This window comes from Pseudomonas eucalypticola (assembly GCF_013374995.1).
GTDB lineage: Bacteria > Pseudomonadota > Gammaproteobacteria > Pseudomonadales > Pseudomonadaceae > Aquipseudomonas > Aquipseudomonas eucalypticola.
In genome coordinates this window covers 3030782-3048674 of the sequence record NZ_CP056030.1, presented here as the reverse complement: position 1 = coordinate 3048674, position 17893 = coordinate 3030782, and the positions used below count along the sequence as shown (strand labels likewise).

Sequence of the window (17893 nt, the reverse complement as noted above, 5' to 3'; positions counted from 1 at the left end):
CTGACGGCACGTATCCACCACCGTTTTCCCGACTTCACCCTGGACGTTGACCTGCAACTCCCCGGGCGCGGGGTCAGCGCGCTGTTTGGCCAGTCTGGCTCGGGCAAGACCACCTGCCTGCGTTGCCTGGCTGGCCTGGAGCGGGCCACCGAGGCCTACATCGAAGTCAATGGCCAGGTCTGGCACGACAGCCGGCAAGGCCTGTTCGTGCCACCGCATCAACGCTCCCTGGGCTACGTTTTCCAGGAAGCCAGCCTGTTCGCCCACCTTAACGTGCAGCGCAACCTGGAGTTTGGCTGGCGGCGCATCCCGGCTGCCCAGCGCAAAGTACAGCTGGAACAGGCGTGCGAGCTGCTGGGTATCGGCCAATTGCTGGGGCGCATGCCGGCGCACCTGTCGGGCGGCGAGCGCCAACGGGTGGGCATCGCCCGCGCCCTGCTGACCAGCCCCGGCCTGCTGCTGATGGACGAACCGCTGGCGGCGCTCGACAGCCAGCGCAAGGCCGAGATCCTGCCCTACCTGGAACGCCTGCACGACGAGCTGGAGATTGCGGTGGTGTACGTCAGCCATGCCCAGGACGAAGTGGCGCGCCTGGCCGACCACCTGGCCCTGCTGGACCGAGGCCAGGTGCAAGCCAGCGGCCCTGTAGGCCAGACACTGGCGCGGCTGGATTTGCCGCTGGCCCTGGGCGACGACGCCGGCGTGGTTATCGAGGGCCGGGTAGTCGGCCACGATGCCGACTACCAGTTGTTGAGCCTGGGGCTACCCGGCAGCGACCTGCACCTGCGCGTGGCCCATGGCCCCTTGGCGCCGGGCAGCGCCCTGCGTGCCAAGGTGCAGGCCCGCGACGTGAGCCTCAGCCTGGATGGCCAGGGGCAAAGCAGCATCCTCAACCGCCTGCCCGCCGTGGTCACCGGCTGGCGCGCCGCGGACAACAATGCCCATGTGCTGGTCGGCCTGGACGTCGACGGCACCGCGCTGCTGGCGCGCATCACCCGGTACTCGTGGGACCAGCTGGGGCTGGCGGTCGGGAGCGCGGTATGGGGACAGATCAAGGCGGTGGCGGTGCTGGCTTAGGGGCTGCTCCAACTCCCTGAACGCCATGCGCCTGGAAGACGCCGCCCAAATACCCCCGACCCTTGTTACACTCCCCTCAACTGCAATCACCCGCCAACTGGTCCCCCTCATGAAGGCCCTGCGCCCAACCCGCTTGCCCATCCTGCGCCACCTGCTGCGCCCCTTGCTCGACCCGCACCGCCGCTACCTGCATGCCCGCTACATTCACGCCGGGCGCGTGGCCGTGGGGTTGCTGGCGTCGATCCTGCTGACCACCGGCCTGAACCTGCCGCACGGTGAATGGGCGTCGGTGACGCTGTTGATCGTCATCGGTGGCCTGCAGCACCAGGGCAACATCGGCCGCAAGTCGCTGGAGCGTGCCTACGGCACCTTGATCGGCGCGGCACTGGGGCTGGTTCTGGTGTTGCAACAACAATGGCTGCATCAGCAATGGCTGACCTACGTGGCCATGTCCACCGCCTGCGGGTTTTTCGCTTACCACGCCATCGGCAAGGGCGGCTACATTGCCCTGCTGTCGGCCATCACGGTGTTCATCGTCGCCGGGCATGGCGACAACCCGATCAGCGATGGCCTGTGGCGTACCGTGGACATCCTCATCGGCATCGTCCTGGCACTGGCGTTTTCCTTCGCGATACCGCTGTACGCCGTGTACTCCTGGCGCTTCAGCCTGGCCAAAGGCTTGCGCGGGTGCGCCAAGGCCTACGGGCGCATTCTCAACGGCCACTCGGTGACCGACGACGAATACCTGAAACTGGCCGCGCAGTTGAACGGCATCATGGTGCAGTTGCGCTCACTGATGCCGTCGGTGTCCAAGGAGGTGCGCATTCCGCTTACCGAACTGGAAGTGATCCAGGGGCAGTTTCGCCTGTGCCTGAGCACCTTGGAACTGCTGTCCAACCTGCGCCCCCGCGACCACGCGCATTGGCACGACTGGCTGCACCCCGAGCACCGGCAGATCAACCGCCAGCTGATCGCCATGGCCCGTGCGCTGGAAACCGGCGCCACCGACCGCCTGGCCCGGCGCGTGGAGCGTGGCGCCGAGATAGAGCACGCCGTGGTGCCCGCCTCCCAGGATGCCCAGGGGTTTCGCCTGTTGACCCTGCAACTGGCGACTACCCTGGAAGGCTTGCGCCAGCGCCTGGACAAGACCGCCAAGCGCTGGAATATCTGATCAGGCCGTTTGCGCGGCGCTCGCCGGCACCGCGTAGCGGCCATACCCCACCAGCACCAGCCCCAACAGGGCCAGCACGCCACCGGCGGGCGCTATCCAGGCGTAGCCCATGCCCAGCGCCAGCACGCCGCCACCGACGGCTGCGCCCAGGCCGTTGCCCAGGTTGAACGCACCGATGTTCACCGACGACGCCAACCCAGGCGCTTCGTGGGCCGCCTGCATCACGCGCATCTGCAGCGGCGGGATCACCGCAAAGGTGGCGATACCCCACAACAGCATCAGCACGGTGGCACTGGTATGCCCTTGCAACAGCATCGGCATGCCCAGCATCAGCACCGCGAGCAATAGCAGGAAACCGGCCAGGGTGCCTTCCAGCGAACGGTCGGCGAGCTTGCCGCTGAGGTAGTTGCCCAGGGTGAAACCGATACCAATCATGACCAGCATGGCGGTCACGAAAGCCGGTGTGGCGTGGATCAGGTTTTCCAGTACCGCCGCCACGTAGGTGTACAGGGTGAACATGGCGCCGGCGCCCAGCACCGTGGTCAGCAGCGCCCGCACGACGGTGGGGCGCACCAGCACCCGCAGTTCGGCACGCACGTCGGGCTTCTGGCCGGCTTCACCGCGAGGCAGCCAGCACGCCAACGCCAGCATGGCGACCGCACCCAGGCCCGCGGTCGCCGCGAAGGCCATCCGCCAGCCAATGGTCTGACCCAGCCAGGTGGCCGCCGGCACGCCGCCGATGTTGGCGATGGTCAGGCCCATGAACATGGTCGCCACGGCGCCGGCACGCTTGTCTGCCGGTACCAGGCTGGCCGCCACCACCGAGCCGATGCCGAAGAACGCCCCATGGGCCAGGCTGGTGAACACCCTGGACAGCAGCAGCATGTCGTAACCGGGCGCGACCGCCGACAACAGGTTGCCCACGGTAAAGATCGCCATCAACCCCACCAGCGCCGCCTTGCGGCGGTACGGCGCGAGCAGCAGGGTCATCAGTGGCGCCCCGACCATCACGCCAATGGCGTAGGCGCTGATCAACAGCCCGGCCGTGGGGATGGACACGTGCACCCCGTCGGCGATCACCGGCAGCAAACCCATGGGGGCGAACTCGGTGGTACCGATGGCGAAGGCCGCCAGGGCCAGCGCGAACAAAATCAACTTCATGAAATCAGACCTCCCAGTCTAAAAAAACATACTCGCGAGTAGTATTTGCCGCAAAAGGCTACTCTTGAGTAACATTACTCACAAGTAAATAATTCCCTGCCAGACTGTCTGGAACTGCCATGACCACCCTGCTCCCTCGCACCAAGGGCGAACAGACCCACGCCCGCCTGCGCCGCGCCGCTGCCGCCGAGTTCGCCTGCCGCGGTTTCCACAGCACCAAGGTCAGCGACATCGTCAAGGCCAGCGGGCTCAGCCAGCCCACCTTCTATAGCTATTTCGAAAGCAAGGAGGCGGCCTATGAAGAGCTGGTGGGCGAGTTTCGTCAACGCCTGGAAGCGCTGATCAGTACCCTGCTGATCAAGACCTCCCTGGACACCGGACAACTGGTAGACAGCGTCGCCGACAGTTTCCTGAAGTTCTTCGACTTCCTGGCCCAGGACCCTGACCTGACCCAGATAGGCTTCTTTCAACCACCGGGCTGCACCCTGACCAAGGCCGGCATGGCCCGCTGGATCGGCAACAACATCGCCAAGGAACAGCAGATAGGGCTGTTTCGCAGCGACGTGCCCGCACCGATGATCGGCAAAGCATTCGTCGGCATGGTCGACCAGCTGGGCCGCGACGCGGTAGATGCGTCTGGCCGCCAGGCCAATGCCCGCTGGTGCGCGCTGTTGCTGTGCGAAGGGTTGCGGCTCAGGTAGTTCGGCGATGGCGAGGGAGCGAAAGCGGTTCAATCAGGAAAGCTGTATATCCATACATATTTTTCTTGCTCCCTGCCCATTCACCGGCCATCCTATACCCACCCACCACCACCCCAACGACACTGCCCATGCGCCTCTACCTTTGCGAAAAACCCTCCCAGGCCAAGGATATCGCCAAGGTGCTGGGTGCCAGCCGCCGTGGCGATGGCTGCTGGGTGGGCACCGATGTGACGGTGACCTGGTGCATCGGCCACCTGCTGGAAACCGCACCGCCCGACGCCTACGACGAACGCTACAAACGGTGGGTGCTGACCGACCTGCCCATCGTCCCGGAAAAGTGGAAGATGCTGGTCAAGCCCAAGACCGCGAGCCAGTTCAAGGCAGTCAAGCGCCTGCTGGGAGAGGCCCGGGAGCTGGTGATCGCCACCGACGCCGACCGCGAGGGCGAGATGATCGCCCGCGAGCTGCTGGAACACTGCCGCTACCGAGGCCCGGTGCAGCGCCTGTGGCTGTCGGCGCTGGACGACGCGTCCATTCGCAAGGCCCTGGCGGCGCTCAAGCCCGGCGCAGAAACCTTCAGCCTGTACCACTCGGCCCTGGGCCGCTCGCGGGCCGATTGGCTGATCGGCATGAACATGAGCCGGCTCTTCACCCTTCTGGGCCGCCAGTCCGGCTACCAGGGCGTGCTGCCGGTAGGCCGGGTGCAAACCCCGACCCTGCGCCTGGTGGTGGACCGCGACCGCAGCATTGCTGCCTTCGTCCCGGCCCCGTTCTGGGCCATCGACGTGCAGCTGGACCCCCATGGCACCGCCTTTACCGCCCAATGGTGCCCGCCCCCGCAAGCCTGTGACGATCAGGGCCGCTGCCCGCAGCAAGCGGTGGCGCACGCCGCGGCCACGGCACTGCGCGGGGCGGCCAGCGCTCGCCTGGTCAAGCTGCGTACCGAACGCCAGCGCGAACCGGCGCCGCTGCCGTTTGACCTCGGTACCCTCCAGGAAGTGTGTTCGAAGAAGCTGGGGCTCGGCGCCCAAGAAACCCTGGACATCGCCCAGGCCCTGTATGAACAGTACAAGGTCATCACTTACCCACGCAGCGACTGCGGCTACCTCCCCAACAGCCAGCACAGCGAAGCACCGGCCATCATCGCCGCGTTGGGCCGTGCCGATCCGGCGCTTGCCGACCTGCTACCCCACATTGACGCCAGCCGCCGCTCCCGCGCCTGGAACGACGCCAAGGTCAGTGCCCACCACGGCATCATTCCCACGGCGGCCGGCACCGACCTGGGCCGCCTGGCGGGCAAGCAGCGGGCGGTGTACACCCTGATCCGCGCCCGCTACCTGGCGCAGTTCCTGCCCAACCACGAGTTCGACCGCACCCAGGCCGATTTCGACTGCGCCAGCCAACGCCTGCGCGCCGTGGGCAAGCGCATCGTCGAGCCGGGCTGGCGCCGCGCCCTGCCCGAAGCCCTGACCCCACCGCGGGGCCGCGAGGCCCCGGCGCCCCAGGCGTTGCCCGCCCTGCGCGAGGGCCAGGACTATGGCGTGGGCGATGTCACGCTCAAGGACCTGTGGACGCAACCGCCCAAGCCCTTCACCGAAGGCGACCTGATCAAGGCCATGAAAAACGTCGCCAAGCTGGTGGACGACCCGCGCTTGAAACAGAAGCTCAAGGACACCACCGGCATTGGCACCGAGGCCACCCGGGCAGGCATCATCCAAGGCCTGATCGACCGCGGTTACCTGGCCAAGAACGGCAAGGCGCTGAACGCGACGCCCGCAGCGTTCAGCCTGATCGACGCAGTGCCGCGCGCCATCGCCGACCCCGGCACCACGGCCATCTGGGAACAGGCGCTGGACATGGTGCAAAGCGGCGAAATGAGCCTGGAAGAATTCGTCGCCAAGCAGTCGGCCTGGATGAGCCGGCAGGTGGAACGCTGCGCCGGCCTGAGCCTGACCATCAGCGGCCCTGCCAACCCCGCAGGCCGCGGCGCGCCCTGGAAGAAGAAACGCAAGTCGGCGCCGCGCAAGGGTGCCGCCCCGCGCGCGCGCAAACCCAAGGCGGCAGCCACCTGACAGGCGCAAACCTGATATCGTCTGGCCCACCGTTGAATGGAAAGGATACCCCTGATGCTTGCTTTCGTTGCCCTGTCGGTCGTTTTCGGCGCCGGCGCCACCGCGTTGCTGGACCTGTGGAACCTGCTGCTGAACAAGGTCTTTGGCCTACCCGTTCCGCCCTGGCACCTGGTGGGGCGTTGGTTCGCCGGCTTGCCCCGTGGCCACTTCGTCCACCGCCAGGGCATCGCTGCCTCCACGCCAGTGCCGCGCGAACGGGCCATCGGCTGGGCGATGCACTACGTCACCGGCGTGGTGTTCGCCGCCGCGTTGCTGCTCATCTGGGGCTTGGGCTGGGCGGCGGCGCCCAGCTTCGCGCCAGCGCTGATCGTTGGCCTGGTGACCGTGGGCGCGGGGTGGTTCATCCTGCAGCCGGGCATGGGCGTCGGCATCGCCTGTTCGGGCGCCGCCAACCCGGCCCTGGCGCGGTTGCTCAACGTGGTCGGCCACGTCGTGTTCGCGGTGGGCCTGTACCTGACGGCCCGGTTGCTGGCGTGAGCCTGTCCTTGCTGGGCAGGCAGCGCTCGGCGCTTATTGCACGGGCAGAAAGTTGAGGAACAACAGGCTCTGGGCGTAGTTGAGGCCTATCCGACGATAGCGTTCATCCAGCATCTGCGTGACCAGGTCCAGGCGCGCCACGATCTTGCCGAACTCGGTGGCGAAACTCAGGTTGCTGCCCTCTTCCGAGATGGCGTTGGAAAACAGCAGCGGTTCGCCCTGGGCATTCTGGCGCTGGCTGAGCAACCAGGTTGCCTTCTCGATGTTGCGCGCAGCGTTGTTGATGAAGGTCGGGTTGAGGCTGTCGGTCATGTAGAAGGTGGTGCGGTTGCCGTGAGCGGTCACCAGCATGCTGCCGATGGCATAGATGAACGCCCCCACCCGGTCGCCCAGAAAGTCGGGGCTCAAGGCGTAGCTCAATGCCGCCAGGTCCTTGCGCCCACCCAACTGCGGTAACGGCTTCTGCTGCTCGATGGCCTGGCGCACTTGCCGCTCGGCGGTGGCTGCATCGAGGAAACCCGAACGCTGCCACTGCGCCGGGTTGCGCAGGTACAGCTTGTTCATCAGCAGGTACAGGCTCTGCAGGTTGTCATGCATGGCCAGGGTGGTCATGCGGTCGACACTGGTCTGGAAGAATTCGTCAGGCTTGCCATTGCCCAGCTGGGTCGCAATGTCCTGGCCGGTCTGGCGGCTGCACCCTTGGCCCGCGAGCAGCAGGGCCGAGAACAGGCTGAAAGTGAAAATACGGGTCAGTACGCAACGCATCGGCAGGTCGGGTCAGGGCGAATGAAGAACGGCGACAGCGACCTATAGAGGGGCAAAACGGCGAAAAGTGCGATCCACGGCAAAAACCCGACAAACCGTGAGCATCGCTCGACAATTGGTCGGGATTCAACGAACGCTCGCAACCAATGCTTTGTGAATGGCCCGGCAGTCGGTACCCTCATGGCTCATGCCACCCAGGACCCTGCCCTTGATCGCGTTACACTCGCTTCCGGCCATCGACCCCACCGTCACCTGCGACACCTGCGCGGCCAAATGCTGCCGCCTGGAGGTGATGCTGATCACCGACACCGGCGTGCCCGAGCGCTTCATCGCCACCGATGACTGGGGCTCGCAGACCATGGCGCGCCTGGACGACGGCTGGTGCGCGGCCCTGGACCGGCGCACCATGAGCTGCAGCATCTACCGGCAGCGCCCGTTGATCTGCCGCGAGTTCGACATGGGCGGTAGCGACTGCCTGGAAGAACGCCTGGCGCCCTGAGCGCCGAGCCTCATACCATCGCCCGGCGCCGCGGCCTGACGTAGGCCAGGGATGACCGAATGCGCCCGGCCAGCGAACTGGCACCGTGCAGGTTGTCGTAATGGAAAACGGCCGTGGCACGAATGCCGTTGGGGTCGGCCGGAAGGTTGGTGTGCAGCGACCGGTAGCCCCAGAACAAGTACATGTTGCCAGGCTCCATGGCCACCTGGGTGAAACGGCTGCTGCCCTTCTCCCACGCCTTGACCAGATGGCGCTGGCTCCAGCGGTTGTCCACCCTGAGCTTGTCGATCAGGTTCATGGCGTAGCTGCCCCGCAGCGGCCGCTTGCTCGGCAACATCAACAAGTCACCCTTGGCGCCGTCAGGCATGCACACTGGCATGATGGTGGTCAGCACGAAGGAGTCGTAGTGAAAAATCATCGACTCACGCCGCCCGGTGTCGCCCACCAGGCAGCGCAACACCTGATGAATACCTTCTTCGCTATCATTGGCCGCGCGCCCGGTGGCGTACGCAACGATGCGCTTGCACAGGTCCAGCAGCACCGGTGACCGCCCCCACTCCTGCAGCAGCGTACCCGCCACGGCCTGATGGCCGGTCAGCGCCACGTAGCTGTTGCCGGCCTCCTGCACCGAGCGCTTCACCAGCCCCTGCACTTCTTCCAGCTCCGCCGGGCTGGCCCAGGCGGGCAGCACCGCGTAGCCCTGCTGGTCGATCGACTGGGCCAGTGTTTTGATTTCTTCATCGCTGAACGTGGTGTATTGCATGCTCGTCTCCCCAACTCTGTCATGATTCATGGTTGTTCGAAGCCGCCTACCAGGCAGCCACGCGCCCCGCTGGGGCAACGTATTCGCGCAATTCTCAGGCAGGCGTGAAGCAAGACAATGCGTCGATGGTGTCAGTCCACCCACGGCTGATGCAGTGTCGGTCCATCCTTGAGCTCAAACCTCTACGGCAGGCGAGGTGTAAGGCAGCGAAGTAAAACCAGTCCCGTTGCTCCGTTCGTGACGGCTCTGATGGCATGGCACGGGCTGGCTCATCCTTGACTTGGCAGCTTCATACGCCCAGGTAGCGCTGAAGCACCGCGCGGCCCACCGGCCGGTCAGGGAACTCCACCGCCCCGCCGCATAACCGCTGCTGCACTGCGTGTGCGTCCCTGCGCGCCCGGCATCGACACGATGCGGAGCAGGCTTGAGATTAGCAGCGACTCTCAAATGCACCTATCTCCCATAGCGAAAAAACCATGCCTTTCGTCGAGTTATCGACGCTATTCATGGAACTTACATATGCCGCCATAAATATGACGGAGGGAACTGCTAGTTTTGACAGGTTACAGGGCAGCGAATGTGCTCGACCATTTCCAGCCACGGCGCCCGAACCGGGGGCCTGAATGAGGAGAAACAGCCATGAGCACCGCACAGCCTCCCCTGAATGGAAACAAGGAAAATCGCTCGGATTTCGCTATGCGAATCACGCGCAGTTTTGGCCCGCCCGGCATGATCGTAGTGTCTGGCCACGTCCTGCAGGGCTGCGTCAGCAAGGGTCAAGTGGTTGAATGGGTGAGTGACTATGCCAGGCAGCACACTACCTGCCTGGGTATCTTCCTCAATAACGTCGAAAAGGAGCAGGCTTGCGAATCATCAGCGGAAGTCGATATTTACCTGCCACTCTCCGTATCCGAACCTCTGCGAGGAAGCCTCCTTGCGACGCCTGAGACCGTCAGCTTATATGCAAGATTTATGGGTGATCTTGAAGCCAGCGCAGTGTTGAACAATAACGCCAGGGCCGAATTGCTTTTTCCGACTTATGTCGTTACCGCCGAAATACGCTTGCCCGACGGGCAGGAAAACCTGCAACCAGAAGACCGAGTCGAGGGGGCCGAGTTTCGATTGGTGCGGCCGTCGACGTTAAGGGCCGGTGAAATATTTGCCATCCGGCTCAATGGCAGGCTGGTCGGCACGGGGACGATCAAGACGCTCACCGACCGCAATGCCTGACACGGGTCACGGCCGGTATAGCGCCCGCAAAACCTAGCGAGGCGCCCATTGTGAGAAACTTGTTACCTTTCCATGGAACTGGCCTTTTGCCGTTATGTCTGACCCCCGATATTAGGGAGTTTTCTGGTCATGCTTACGCTGCACCGTTTCGAAATCCGCTACTGCCTCCACGGTCGGCCTCATCACTTCCTGCAACGGGATACCTTGATGACCGACGCCGACGCCTGGTACTACGCCGCGCTGCACGCAGGCACCGGCCTGGGCCTTGAGGTGCTCAATGAGGGCAAGGAGTGCTGGCAGCAACAGGCGATGGCGGCGGGTTTGAGCGACGTGCGGTGGCTGCAATTGGCGTGACCCAAGGGTCAGTTTCAAGCCCTGCGGTCGCTCTTTTGCTCGCCACCCCGATGAACACGGGTTCCCTCCAAAAAATATGTAGTGCTAGAAAAAAATCACTACAAAAAGTATTGACGGCCATTCCTGCGCCTTGCATAGTGAGGCCGTCTCCCCGATCGGGAGCCCAGGTAAAGGGTGTCAAAAGCCAGCCGACAAGCCGTCGTCCGGTTGCGTGATGGGTACTGCCCACAAGGCAGATTGATGAAAAGCTGACCAGCAGGCCGCCCGCATGGGGCACCCGGCTGGCGAGACGATCTCAAGATGCTTGTGGCTGACAGCCGTACCGTCGTCCGTGACATCCCGGGTTCCGCACGCCTTCCTTGCTGCTGTAGTCACTTTCCATCAACGCTACACACATCCCGCCCTGACCTCTGCACCCGGTGTTCACACCGTGCAGCGCAGTGCAATGGCCGATTGGGGCCCATGTTTGAACTCATCACCTACACAATGGAATAACAGTCGAAGGGGGCTTACTCATGAACTTGAACAATCAACCTACCATTGAAGAACTGGCTCAATTGTTCGCCTCGCGCAAGGACACCCTGGACAACCACATCCTGTGGGTCTGCGAATCGGGCGAAGTTCATATCGATGGGATGGCACGCCATGCCGGCGAGGCCGAATTCGAGCAGAGCAAGCCGACCATGCGCGCCCGTTTGCGCACCTACCGCCGGGGCCAGGGCTACATTGGCCGCAAGGCCGCGGCGGACCGGGAATTCATTGGCCGAGTGCTGCACACCCTCGAAGATCAGTGGCCTGAAGCCCGCCAGGCGCAGCAGGTCAAGGTCATCGACCAGTACTGCTGACGGCCTCACCGGCAGCGGCCTTGCGGCCGCTGCTAGCTACCCATCAATTCGCGTACCCGCGCGGTCAGGGTATCCATCGCGAATGGCTTGGTCAGCACATGCATGCCTGCCGCCAGGTGCCCGTCACCGATGGCGGCACTCTCGGCATAACCGGTAATGAACAGCGTCACCAGGCCCGGGCGCGTCTCGCGCGCCGCGTCCGCCATCTGCCGTCCATTCATGCCACCCGGCAACCCCACGTCGGTAATCAGCAGGTCGATGCGCGCGTCAGAGCGCAGTACCTTCAGCCCTTCGACGCTGTCGGCGGCTTCGAGCACGGTGTACCTCAGGTCCTTGAGCAGATCGGTCAACAGCATGCGCACTGTCGGTTCGTCGTCCACGACCAGGATGGTTTCCCCCTCGGCGCTGGCGGCGACGTTCACGGCCAGCTCGACGTCTTCGTGCGGGGCCGGCTGGCCATGGTAGCGAGGCAGGAAGAGGGTCATGGTCGTGCCCTCGCCCACCACCGACTCCACGCGCACCTGGCCGCCCGACTGCTTGGCGAACCCATAGATCATCGACAGCCCCAGGCCCGTACCCTGGCCAATGGGCTTGGTGGTGAAAAACGGGTCGAAAATCTTGCCCATGACCTCAGTGGTCATGCCGGTCCCGGTATCGACGACGCATAACGTCAGGTACTGACCCTCCGGCAGGTCCAGCGCCTTTGCCTCCTGGGCCCCCAGCCAGCGGTTGGCGGTGACGATGTCGATGCAGCCGCCACCCAGCATGGCGTCACGAGAGTTGATGCACAGGTTCAACAGCGCGTTTTCCAGTTGACTGACATCGACCAGTGCCGGCCATAAATCGGGGGCGCCGCCGGTCCGTAGAGCGATGGCGGGGCCCACGGTGCGCTGGATGAGTTCGGTCATGCCCTCGATCAGGGCGTTGACGTCGGTGGGGCGCGGGTCGAGGGTCTGGCGGCGCGAGAATGCCAGCAACCGGTGGGTCAACGCCGCGGCGCGCTTGGTGGCGCTCTGGGCGGTGGCCAGGTATTTGTCCACTGCGCTCAGACGGCCTTGGGCGATGCGGCTGCTCATCAGCTCCAACGCCCCGGATATTCCTGCCAGCAGGTTGTTGAAGTCGTGAGCCAGGCCGCCGGTCAGTTGCCCCACCGCTTCCATTTTCTGCGACTGACGCAGTTTTTCTTCTGCCTGCATCAGTTCAATGGTGCGCTCGGCCACCCGCAATTCCAGGGTTTCGTTGAGCGAGCGCAGGGCCTGGTTGGCAAGGTCACGCTGAGCCTCCACCGAACGCCGCTCCTGGACGTCGATGAGTACGCCCGGAAAGCGCAGTGGCGTGCCGTCCTCGGCATGGTCGACGCGCCCGTTCGCCTCGATCCAGTAATACTGGCCGTCGGCGCGCCGCACGCGGTACTGATGCGCATACGCCCCGCCCCGGGCGACCACCTCGCTGATGGCCGCCAGCAGCCCTTCGCGGTCCTCCGGGTGTACCGTGGCGGCCACCTGCTCCAGGCTCAAGCCCTCACGACCCAAGGCCGGGTCCAGGCCGAATGCGCGGGCAAAGGCCTCGTCCACGGTGAAGCTGTCATTAGGCAGGTCCCAGTGCCAGGTGCCGAAAATAGCCCCGGCCGCCAAGGCCAGTTGCACGCGCTCAATGTTCTCCCGGGCCACGGTCTCGCTGCGGCGCAGGCGCTCCTCGGCGTCCCGGCGACCGGTGACGTCGCTGAAGAAAATCGCGATCTGGCGGTCTTCCGGATCGCCCACGCGCACCGCCCGCACATCGAACCAGCGCTGAAAACTCTTGGCGTAGCTTTCGAAATTGGCCGGGGTGCCGGTCTTGGCCACGTGGCCATAGGCCTGGAACCAGAACGGCTCCAGGTCAGGGGCGAACTCGGTGACCCATTTGCCGCGCAGGTCGACCCCGGCCTGGCGTTCGAAGGCCGGGTTGGCGTCGACGAAGCGGTAATCCACGGGGTCATCGTTTTCGTCGAACTTGACCTGGACGATGGCGAAGGCCGCCTCGATGGTTTCCAGGATGGTGCGGAAGCGTTCCTCGCTCTGACGCAACGCCGCTTCGGCGGTGCGCATGCGGGTGAGGTCCAGCATGGCGCCGAGCATGCGTATGCCACGCCCTTGGGCGTCGCGAATGACATAGCCGCGGTCCAGTACCTCGGCATAGGAGCCATTGAGGCGGCGAAAGCGATATTCGGCCGACCAGTCGGTAGCCGTGCCGTCGATGACGGCGTGAATGGAGGCCCGCACGGCCTTGCGGTCATCGGGGTGGATCTGCTCCAGCCACCATTCACCAGTGGCTTCCACGGCCGCCGGAGGATAGCCGTAGGCACGCTCCAGGGCGTCGTTCCACTGCACATGCTGGGTGCGCAGGTCCCAGTCCCACACCGCGTCGTTGGTGGCCTTCACCGCCAGTTCGTAGCGCGCCTCGGCTTCCTGGACCGCCACTTCCTCGTGCTGGGTAGTGGCCAGGGCCTGGCGCAGGCGCAGGACTTCGGTTTCGAGCTGTTCGCGAGAAAGATGGGTAAGCGTGTCGTTCAATTGCGCACCGTTGCGTTGCGACTGCTATTTGCACACCGAACGTGTGCGCCAGTTCCGGACAGGGAGCGCGAGCATCAACCGACCCCGCTCATTATTCCAAGAGCAGGCCGCCTGCGCCAGCGCTACCTTGCCTGCCCTGGCAGCCCGTCTCTCAATGACCAGCGCCGGCACCAGGAGTTGCAGGGTCGGGCCAAGCTCGCAAAAGCCGCCCGCGGTGCAGGCGATGGCAATCTGTTCCCCGTGGGACCGGGCGAAGCTCGGGAAGGGGGCGCCAATGCGATCCCTGACACGCCCCCCGCCGGTATCAGAACACCGCGATCGGATAATCGACGGTCAGCCTGAATTCATTGGCGTCCCCGTCCGGGTCGCCCGCCGTGGCGCTGTGCCAGGCCTGGCGCAGACGGATGGACAGATCGCGCGCCGGGCCGGACTGGATGACGTACTTGGCCTCGACGTTGGTCTCATGGTGGCGTTCATCGGCGCCATACAGGCCGTAATACGCGCTGCTGGGCGACAGGTGCGTGCCGTCGATGTCATACCCGTACACGTACCGGGTCATGAACGTCAGGCCCGGCACGCCGAAGGCGGCCAGATTCAGGTCGTACTGCAGTTTCCAGGATTTTTCGCCCGGGCCATTGAAGTCCGAGTACTGCACCGAGTTGGCGATGAAGCACGAGTCCCCTGGCCGGTTGTTGTCACCGGTGCCCACGTAATCGAACGGGGTGTTGCCGTTGATTTTCTGGAACGCCACCGTCAGCGTATGAGCCGATGCGAAGGTGTACCCCGCTGACAGGGAAAAGGTGTTGTTATCGATGGTCCCGGCCCGGGCAGCGCCCTGGTCGCGGGTGCGGTAGTAGTTGGCATCCACCACCAGCGACTCGCTATCGGAAAGCGCCTGGGTGTAATTGAGGTTGGCGTAGTACTGGTCCCAGATGTCCTCCAGGCGCCCGCTGTACAGGCCGAAACTCCAGGGCGTATCGGCCAGGGCATAGCGGCCACCGGCGAAGTCCATGGCGCGCGATGGCCGGTTCGCGTAGGCGGCCCATAGGCTGCCATTGCGGTTGGTCTGGTCCTGGCTGGTGCCCGAGTAGAAATGCCCGGCTTCCAGGTCCAGGTCGCTGACTTCACTGCTCATCACCTGCACGCCGCTGACGGTCACCGGCGTCAGCCGGCTGCCACCTACCGCGAATACCGGGCTGGTGGACGGCTGCATGTCCCCGATTTTCAGCAGGGTTCGCGACACCCGCACCTTCAATGCCGCGCCCGCCTTGCCATAATCATCGTCCGCGTGGCCATCAGCCCCCTCGGTCAGGTTGCCCGACACGTAGCCGGGCACCGAATACTGATCCGGCGCCCACAATTTCAGGCCCTGGTAACCAAACGCATCCACGCCCACCCCCACGGTGCCTTGGGTGAACCCCGAGGTGAACACCCCTTGGATACCCAGGGTCCAGTCCCGCGCATCCGGCGCACCGTTCTGGTTGTCCCGGTTCCAGTAGAGCGTGCGCAGCAACAGGTTCAGCGAGGCGTCCTCGATGAAGCCCTTGGCACCGCCCTGATCGCTGACGAAGGCCGCTGCCATCACTGCCGGGGCATGGATCAGCCCCATGCTCACTACCACCGCACTCCACTTCAACAAAGCCATCGCCCACACTCCTGCCTGGCGTGCAGGGCGCCCTCGAGGCGGCCGCCGCATGCCCAATGATTGGATTGATCTGATTGGTGTCGCGAAACGCTATCGGTCAGGGCTGTGAAGCCGGTAGTGCCCCGATGAAGCGGTTGGTGAAATACTCATCCGTGGGCAAGGTCGACTTGACGATGCCCTCCTCACTGAAGAACCGCACCGACTCGGCCACCCGCTGCGGCTGAATCTCGCCCAGCCGCTCCTGGTGGCCGTAGACGTATTGGCGGTACAGGCCCAGGACCTGCTCCACTTTCTGCTCCTTGCCCTGATACGCGGGTACCGCCGCGGCAAAGGTCCTGGCCGCTTGCGCAGGGTCCTGAAGAATATCGCGCAGCCCCATCAGCGTACCGTCGACCATTTTCTGCACCAGGTCGGGGTGCTGGGCGATGGCGTCATCGGAGGCCAGGATCGACTGGGCCATGCTGTCGAACATCTGTGCCTGGGGCATGAGCCGCAATGGCCGGCCGGCCTCCTGGGCGTTGACGACCCAATCCGGCGACCCTGCCATGGCGTCGGCCTTGCCATCGGCCAGCAGCTGCCACACCCCCGCTGGCCCCGCGGCCTGGATAGTGACGTCGTTCTTGCTCAGGCCCGCCTTGCGCAGGGACGCCAGCAAGGCGTAGTACAACGAGTCCGAATAGGACATGACCGTCACCGTCTTGCCTCGCAGTTGCTCGATGGCGTCGATGTGCTGGGCCGCATCGGTCGCCAGCAGCGTGTAGCCATGGGTGCCCAGTACCGCGACGTTGCGCACGGGCACGCCGTTGGCCCGCACGATGACCGGCACGTCACCGCTGGCCGCGCCGAACAGCGCGTTGCCCGCCCCCACCTGCTTGGCCACATCGACGCCGCCCTTGGCGGCCACCAGGTTTACCCGCAAGCCCAGCTGGGTGTAGTAGCCCTTCTGCTGGGCAATGATCCACGGCGCGAAGCCGGGCAGATTGGGCGGTGCCGGCATCAGGAAAGTGACGTCCTGCGTATCGGCCTGGGCGGCCTGCAGCAACGGGAAAACAAACACAGCAGACACGCACCATCGGATCAGGCTTTTCATGGTTGCTACCTTTGTGGTTCTGATAGTTGTGTGAGGGCTACTTCCCGAGCTTCGCCCGGTCCCACAGGGCAAGCCCGGGAATGGAACAATGGCGTGCCGACGCCTAGCGTCGGCTGCCATGCACGGCGAAGAACTGCGCGCCATTCATTTTCTGGCCGACCGCCTGCTCATAGGCGGCACGCACGTGAGGCGGCTGCCCCGCCTGCCCGAAGAAGTCCTTCAGGTACGGCCCCAGCAACGGGTGCGCGGCCAGTTGTTCGCGGTCCAGCCCCTGTATCAGTTCGTCGCGACACGCCGAGGGCAGGAACACGTCATGGTTCTTTTCCGGGTCCAGGATCAAGCCCTTGGGCACGTGGCCGGGGTCTTCGCGCAGGGCATCCAGTTCTTCGAAAAAGCGCCGGCGCATCATCACGATGCCGCGGTCACTCTGGCCGAGGTGCTCACGGGTACGGTCGGTGATTGCGCCCTGCCCCACCCACACCACGAAATCCTGGTTGGCCACGTGGCTGGTGATCCAGCGGCCAGTCACCGGGTCCTTGATGGGCCCGTACCAGGTCGGGATCTTGTCCTGCACATAGGGTTCCTGCTCGGTGGGCACGCGGCTGAACACCCACAGAATGCTCAGGGTACGGTGGTCGTCGATGGGTACCCGCCATTCGAAATGGTGGCCCAGGTAGAAGCCATTGGGCCACAGGGTCACACGGCCGACATTCCACATGACATCGTCGCTGGCCTCGCCTTCGCGCAGGCGCCGGTAGACGAAGCCGTAGTCGAATTCATCGAACGCCAGCTGCAGATGGGTGGGCACATAATCCACGTCATCGCTTTGCTGGCGCAGCGTCCAGTTGTTGTGGGTCCACTCGAAATGCACCGGGTCGATAGAGTTTTCCTGGCACTGGAACCAGTTGCACGGAATCTCTGCACAGACGATCTGGGCAAAGCCGTTCTTGTAGTTGAACAGCTCCCAGTCGGGTAATTGCGGTGCCGGCAGCGGGCCCAGGTAGGCCCACAGCAGGCCCGCCTTGGCCACCACCGGGTACGCCTTGATGCGGGTCTTGCTGCGCATGCGCCCGGTGGGATCGCAGGTGTCCTCGTAGGGTTGGTGCAGGCACCCGCCCTGCTGGTCGAATTGCCAGCCGTGGTAGCTGCAACGCAGACCTGACTGTTCCACGTAGCCGTAGGACATGTCGGCGTTGCGGTGCGGGCAGCGACGGTCCATCAGGCCGTACGTGCCGCTCAGGTCCTTGTACAGCACCAGGTCTTCGCCCATCAGGGTCAGGGTCTTGATGGGCTTGTCATCGAACTCGCTTTCGCCGGCGATGGGTTGCCAGTAACGGCGCAGGTAATCCCCCATGGGGGTGCCCGGGCCGACCTGGGTCAGGGTCCGGTTCTTTTCTTCGCTGAGCATGTCGGTTCCTCTTGGTAGCAGGC

16 protein-coding genes are annotated in these 17893 nt (G+C 64.5%); 9 read left to right on the top strand and 7 right to left on the bottom strand.

Annotation, left to right across the window (positions count from 1 at the left end):
- Positions 1 to 1077, top strand: a complete 1077-nt coding sequence (modC, locus tag HWQ56_RS13665; protein ID WP_425331964.1) for a molybdenum ABC transporter ATP-binding protein — start codon at positions 1 to 3, stop codon at positions 1075 to 1077.
- 109 nt (positions 1078 to 1186) lie between these two features.
- Positions 1187 to 2248 carry an FUSC family protein gene (locus HWQ56_RS13660; RefSeq protein WP_158158574.1) on the top strand — a complete coding sequence of 354 codons (1062 nt, stop codon included), beginning with the start codon at positions 1187 to 1189 and terminating at the stop codon, positions 2246 to 2248.
- On the opposite strand, the gene HWQ56_RS13655 is transcribed toward HWQ56_RS13660, so the two are convergent.
- Complete coding sequence (locus HWQ56_RS13655; RefSeq protein WP_176570829.1) at positions 2249 to 3409, bottom strand: MFS transporter; 1161 nt, start codon at positions 3407 to 3409, stop codon at positions 2249 to 2251. It lies immediately after the preceding gene.
- A gap of 119 nt (positions 3410 to 3528) precedes the next feature.
- Here HWQ56_RS13655 and HWQ56_RS13650 point away from each other — a divergent pair, with 119 nt between their 5' ends.
- The 3 genes from HWQ56_RS13650 (at position 3529) to HWQ56_RS13640 (ending at position 6719) form a co-directional block, all read left to right on the top strand.
- Positions 3529 to 4110 (top strand): TetR/AcrR family transcriptional regulator, encoded by a 582-nt coding sequence (locus HWQ56_RS13650; protein ID WP_176570828.1) that lies wholly within the window; start codon positions 3529 to 3531, stop codon positions 4108 to 4110.
- A 128-nt stretch (positions 4111 to 4238) separates the two neighbouring features.
- A complete protein-coding gene (locus HWQ56_RS13645; protein ID WP_176570827.1) occupies positions 4239 to 6182 on the top strand; it encodes a DNA topoisomerase III in 1944 nt (647 codons plus the stop codon).
- 54 nt (positions 6183 to 6236) lie between these two features.
- A complete protein-coding gene (locus HWQ56_RS13640) occupies positions 6237 to 6719 on the top strand; it encodes a DUF2938 family protein (RefSeq protein ID WP_158154912.1) in 483 nt (160 codons plus the stop codon).
- Positions 6720 to 6752: 33 nt separating this feature from the next.
- Here the strand turns inward: HWQ56_RS13640 and HWQ56_RS13635 are convergent, their stop codons facing one another.
- Positions 6753 to 7484, bottom strand: a complete 732-nt coding sequence (locus HWQ56_RS13635; RefSeq protein WP_158154911.1) for a hypothetical protein — start codon at positions 7482 to 7484, stop codon at positions 6753 to 6755.
- Positions 7485 to 7671: 187 nt separating this feature from the next.
- On the opposite strand from HWQ56_RS13635, the gene HWQ56_RS13630 reads away from it, so the two are divergent.
- Positions 7672 to 7983: a YkgJ family cysteine cluster protein gene (locus HWQ56_RS13630; protein WP_158154910.1), complete on the top strand. Its 312-nt coding sequence runs from the start codon at positions 7672 to 7674 to the stop codon at positions 7981 to 7983.
- Positions 7984 to 7993: 10 nt separating this feature from the next.
- On the opposite strand, the gene HWQ56_RS13625 is transcribed toward HWQ56_RS13630, so the two are convergent.
- Positions 7994 to 8746, bottom strand: coding sequence for a hypothetical protein (locus HWQ56_RS13625; RefSeq protein ID WP_158154908.1), 753 nt, complete (start codon positions 8744 to 8746; stop codon positions 7994 to 7996).
- Between the two features lie 639 nt (positions 8747 to 9385).
- Between HWQ56_RS13625 and HWQ56_RS13620 the strand changes: the two genes are divergently transcribed.
- The 3 genes from HWQ56_RS13620 (at position 9386) to HWQ56_RS13610 (ending at position 11175) form a co-directional block, all read left to right on the top strand.
- Positions 9386 to 9976, top strand: a complete 591-nt coding sequence (locus HWQ56_RS13620; RefSeq protein WP_176570826.1) for a hypothetical protein — start codon at positions 9386 to 9388, stop codon at positions 9974 to 9976.
- 129 nt (positions 9977 to 10105) lie between these two features.
- On the top strand, positions 10106 to 10330 hold the full coding sequence (locus tag HWQ56_RS13615) for a DUF6555 family protein (protein WP_158154905.1): 225 nt from the start codon (positions 10106 to 10108) through the stop codon (positions 10328 to 10330).
- Between the two features lie 515 nt (positions 10331 to 10845).
- Positions 10846 to 11175, top strand: coding sequence for a hypothetical protein (locus HWQ56_RS13610; RefSeq protein ID WP_158154904.1), 330 nt, complete (start codon positions 10846 to 10848; stop codon positions 11173 to 11175).
- Positions 11176 to 11207: 32 nt separating this feature from the next.
- Here the strand turns inward: HWQ56_RS13610 and HWQ56_RS13605 are convergent, their stop codons facing one another.
- The 4 genes from HWQ56_RS13605 to HWQ56_RS13590 all read right to left on the bottom strand — a co-directional run bounded on the left by HWQ56_RS13605 (position 11208) and on the right by HWQ56_RS13590 (position 17870).
- Positions 11208 to 13727: a PAS domain-containing protein gene (locus tag HWQ56_RS13605; protein ID WP_158154903.1), complete on the bottom strand. Its 2520-nt coding sequence runs from the start codon at positions 13725 to 13727 to the stop codon at positions 11208 to 11210.
- 304 nt (positions 13728 to 14031) lie between these two features.
- Positions 14032 to 15372, bottom strand: coding sequence for an OprD family porin (locus tag HWQ56_RS13600; RefSeq protein WP_176570825.1), 1341 nt, complete (start codon positions 15370 to 15372; stop codon positions 14032 to 14034).
- Positions 15373 to 15469: 97 nt separating this feature from the next.
- Positions 15470 to 16462, bottom strand: a complete 993-nt coding sequence (locus tag HWQ56_RS13595) for an ABC transporter substrate-binding protein (protein ID WP_176570824.1) — start codon at positions 16460 to 16462, stop codon at positions 15470 to 15472.
- 103 nt (positions 16463 to 16565) lie between these two features.
- Positions 16566 to 17870, bottom strand: coding sequence for an aromatic ring-hydroxylating oxygenase subunit alpha (locus HWQ56_RS13590; protein ID WP_176570823.1), 1305 nt, complete (start codon positions 17868 to 17870; stop codon positions 16566 to 16568).
- Positions 17871 to 17893 lie beyond the last annotated feature (23 nt).

Bases quoted from the DNA above. Each gene is read 5' to 3' on its own strand.
- HWQ56_RS13660 (WP_158158574.1), top strand. From the start codon at position 1,187: ATGAAGGCCCTGCGCCCAACCCGCTTGCCCATCCTGCGCCACCTGCTG.
- HWQ56_RS13655 (WP_176570829.1), bottom strand. From the start codon at position 3,409: ATGAAGTTGATTTTGTTCGCGCTGGCCCTGGCGGCCTTCGCCATCGGT.
- HWQ56_RS13650 (WP_176570828.1), top strand. From the start codon at position 3,529: ATGACCACCCTGCTCCCTCGCACCAAGGGCGAACAGACCCACGCCCGC.
- HWQ56_RS13645 (WP_176570827.1), top strand. From the start codon at position 4,239: ATGCGCCTCTACCTTTGCGAAAAACCCTCCCAGGCCAAGGATATCGCC.
- HWQ56_RS13640 (WP_158154912.1), top strand. From the start codon at position 6,237: ATGCTTGCTTTCGTTGCCCTGTCGGTCGTTTTCGGCGCCGGCGCCACC.
- HWQ56_RS13635 (WP_158154911.1), bottom strand. From the start codon at position 7,484: ATGCGTTGCGTACTGACCCGTATTTTCACTTTCAGCCTGTTCTCGGCC.
- HWQ56_RS13630 (WP_158154910.1), top strand. From the start codon at position 7,672: ATGCCACCCAGGACCCTGCCCTTGATCGCGTTACACTCGCTTCCGGCC.
- HWQ56_RS13625 (WP_158154908.1), bottom strand. From the start codon at position 8,746: ATGCAATACACCACGTTCAGCGATGAAGAAATCAAAACACTGGCCCAG.
- HWQ56_RS13620 (WP_176570826.1), top strand. From the start codon at position 9,386: ATGAGCACCGCACAGCCTCCCCTGAATGGAAACAAGGAAAATCGCTCG.
- HWQ56_RS13615 (WP_158154905.1), top strand. From the start codon at position 10,106: ATGCTTACGCTGCACCGTTTCGAAATCCGCTACTGCCTCCACGGTCGG.
- HWQ56_RS13610 (WP_158154904.1), top strand. From the start codon at position 10,846: ATGAACTTGAACAATCAACCTACCATTGAAGAACTGGCTCAATTGTTC.
- HWQ56_RS13600 (WP_176570825.1), bottom strand. From the start codon at position 15,372: ATGGCTTTGTTGAAGTGGAGTGCGGTGGTAGTGAGCATGGGGCTGATC.
- HWQ56_RS13595 (WP_176570824.1), bottom strand. From the start codon at position 16,462: ATGAAAAGCCTGATCCGATGGTGCGTGTCTGCTGTGTTTGTTTTCCCG.
- HWQ56_RS13590 (WP_176570823.1), bottom strand. From the start codon at position 17,870: ATGCTCAGCGAAGAAAAGAACCGGACCCTGACCCAGGTCGGCCCGGGC.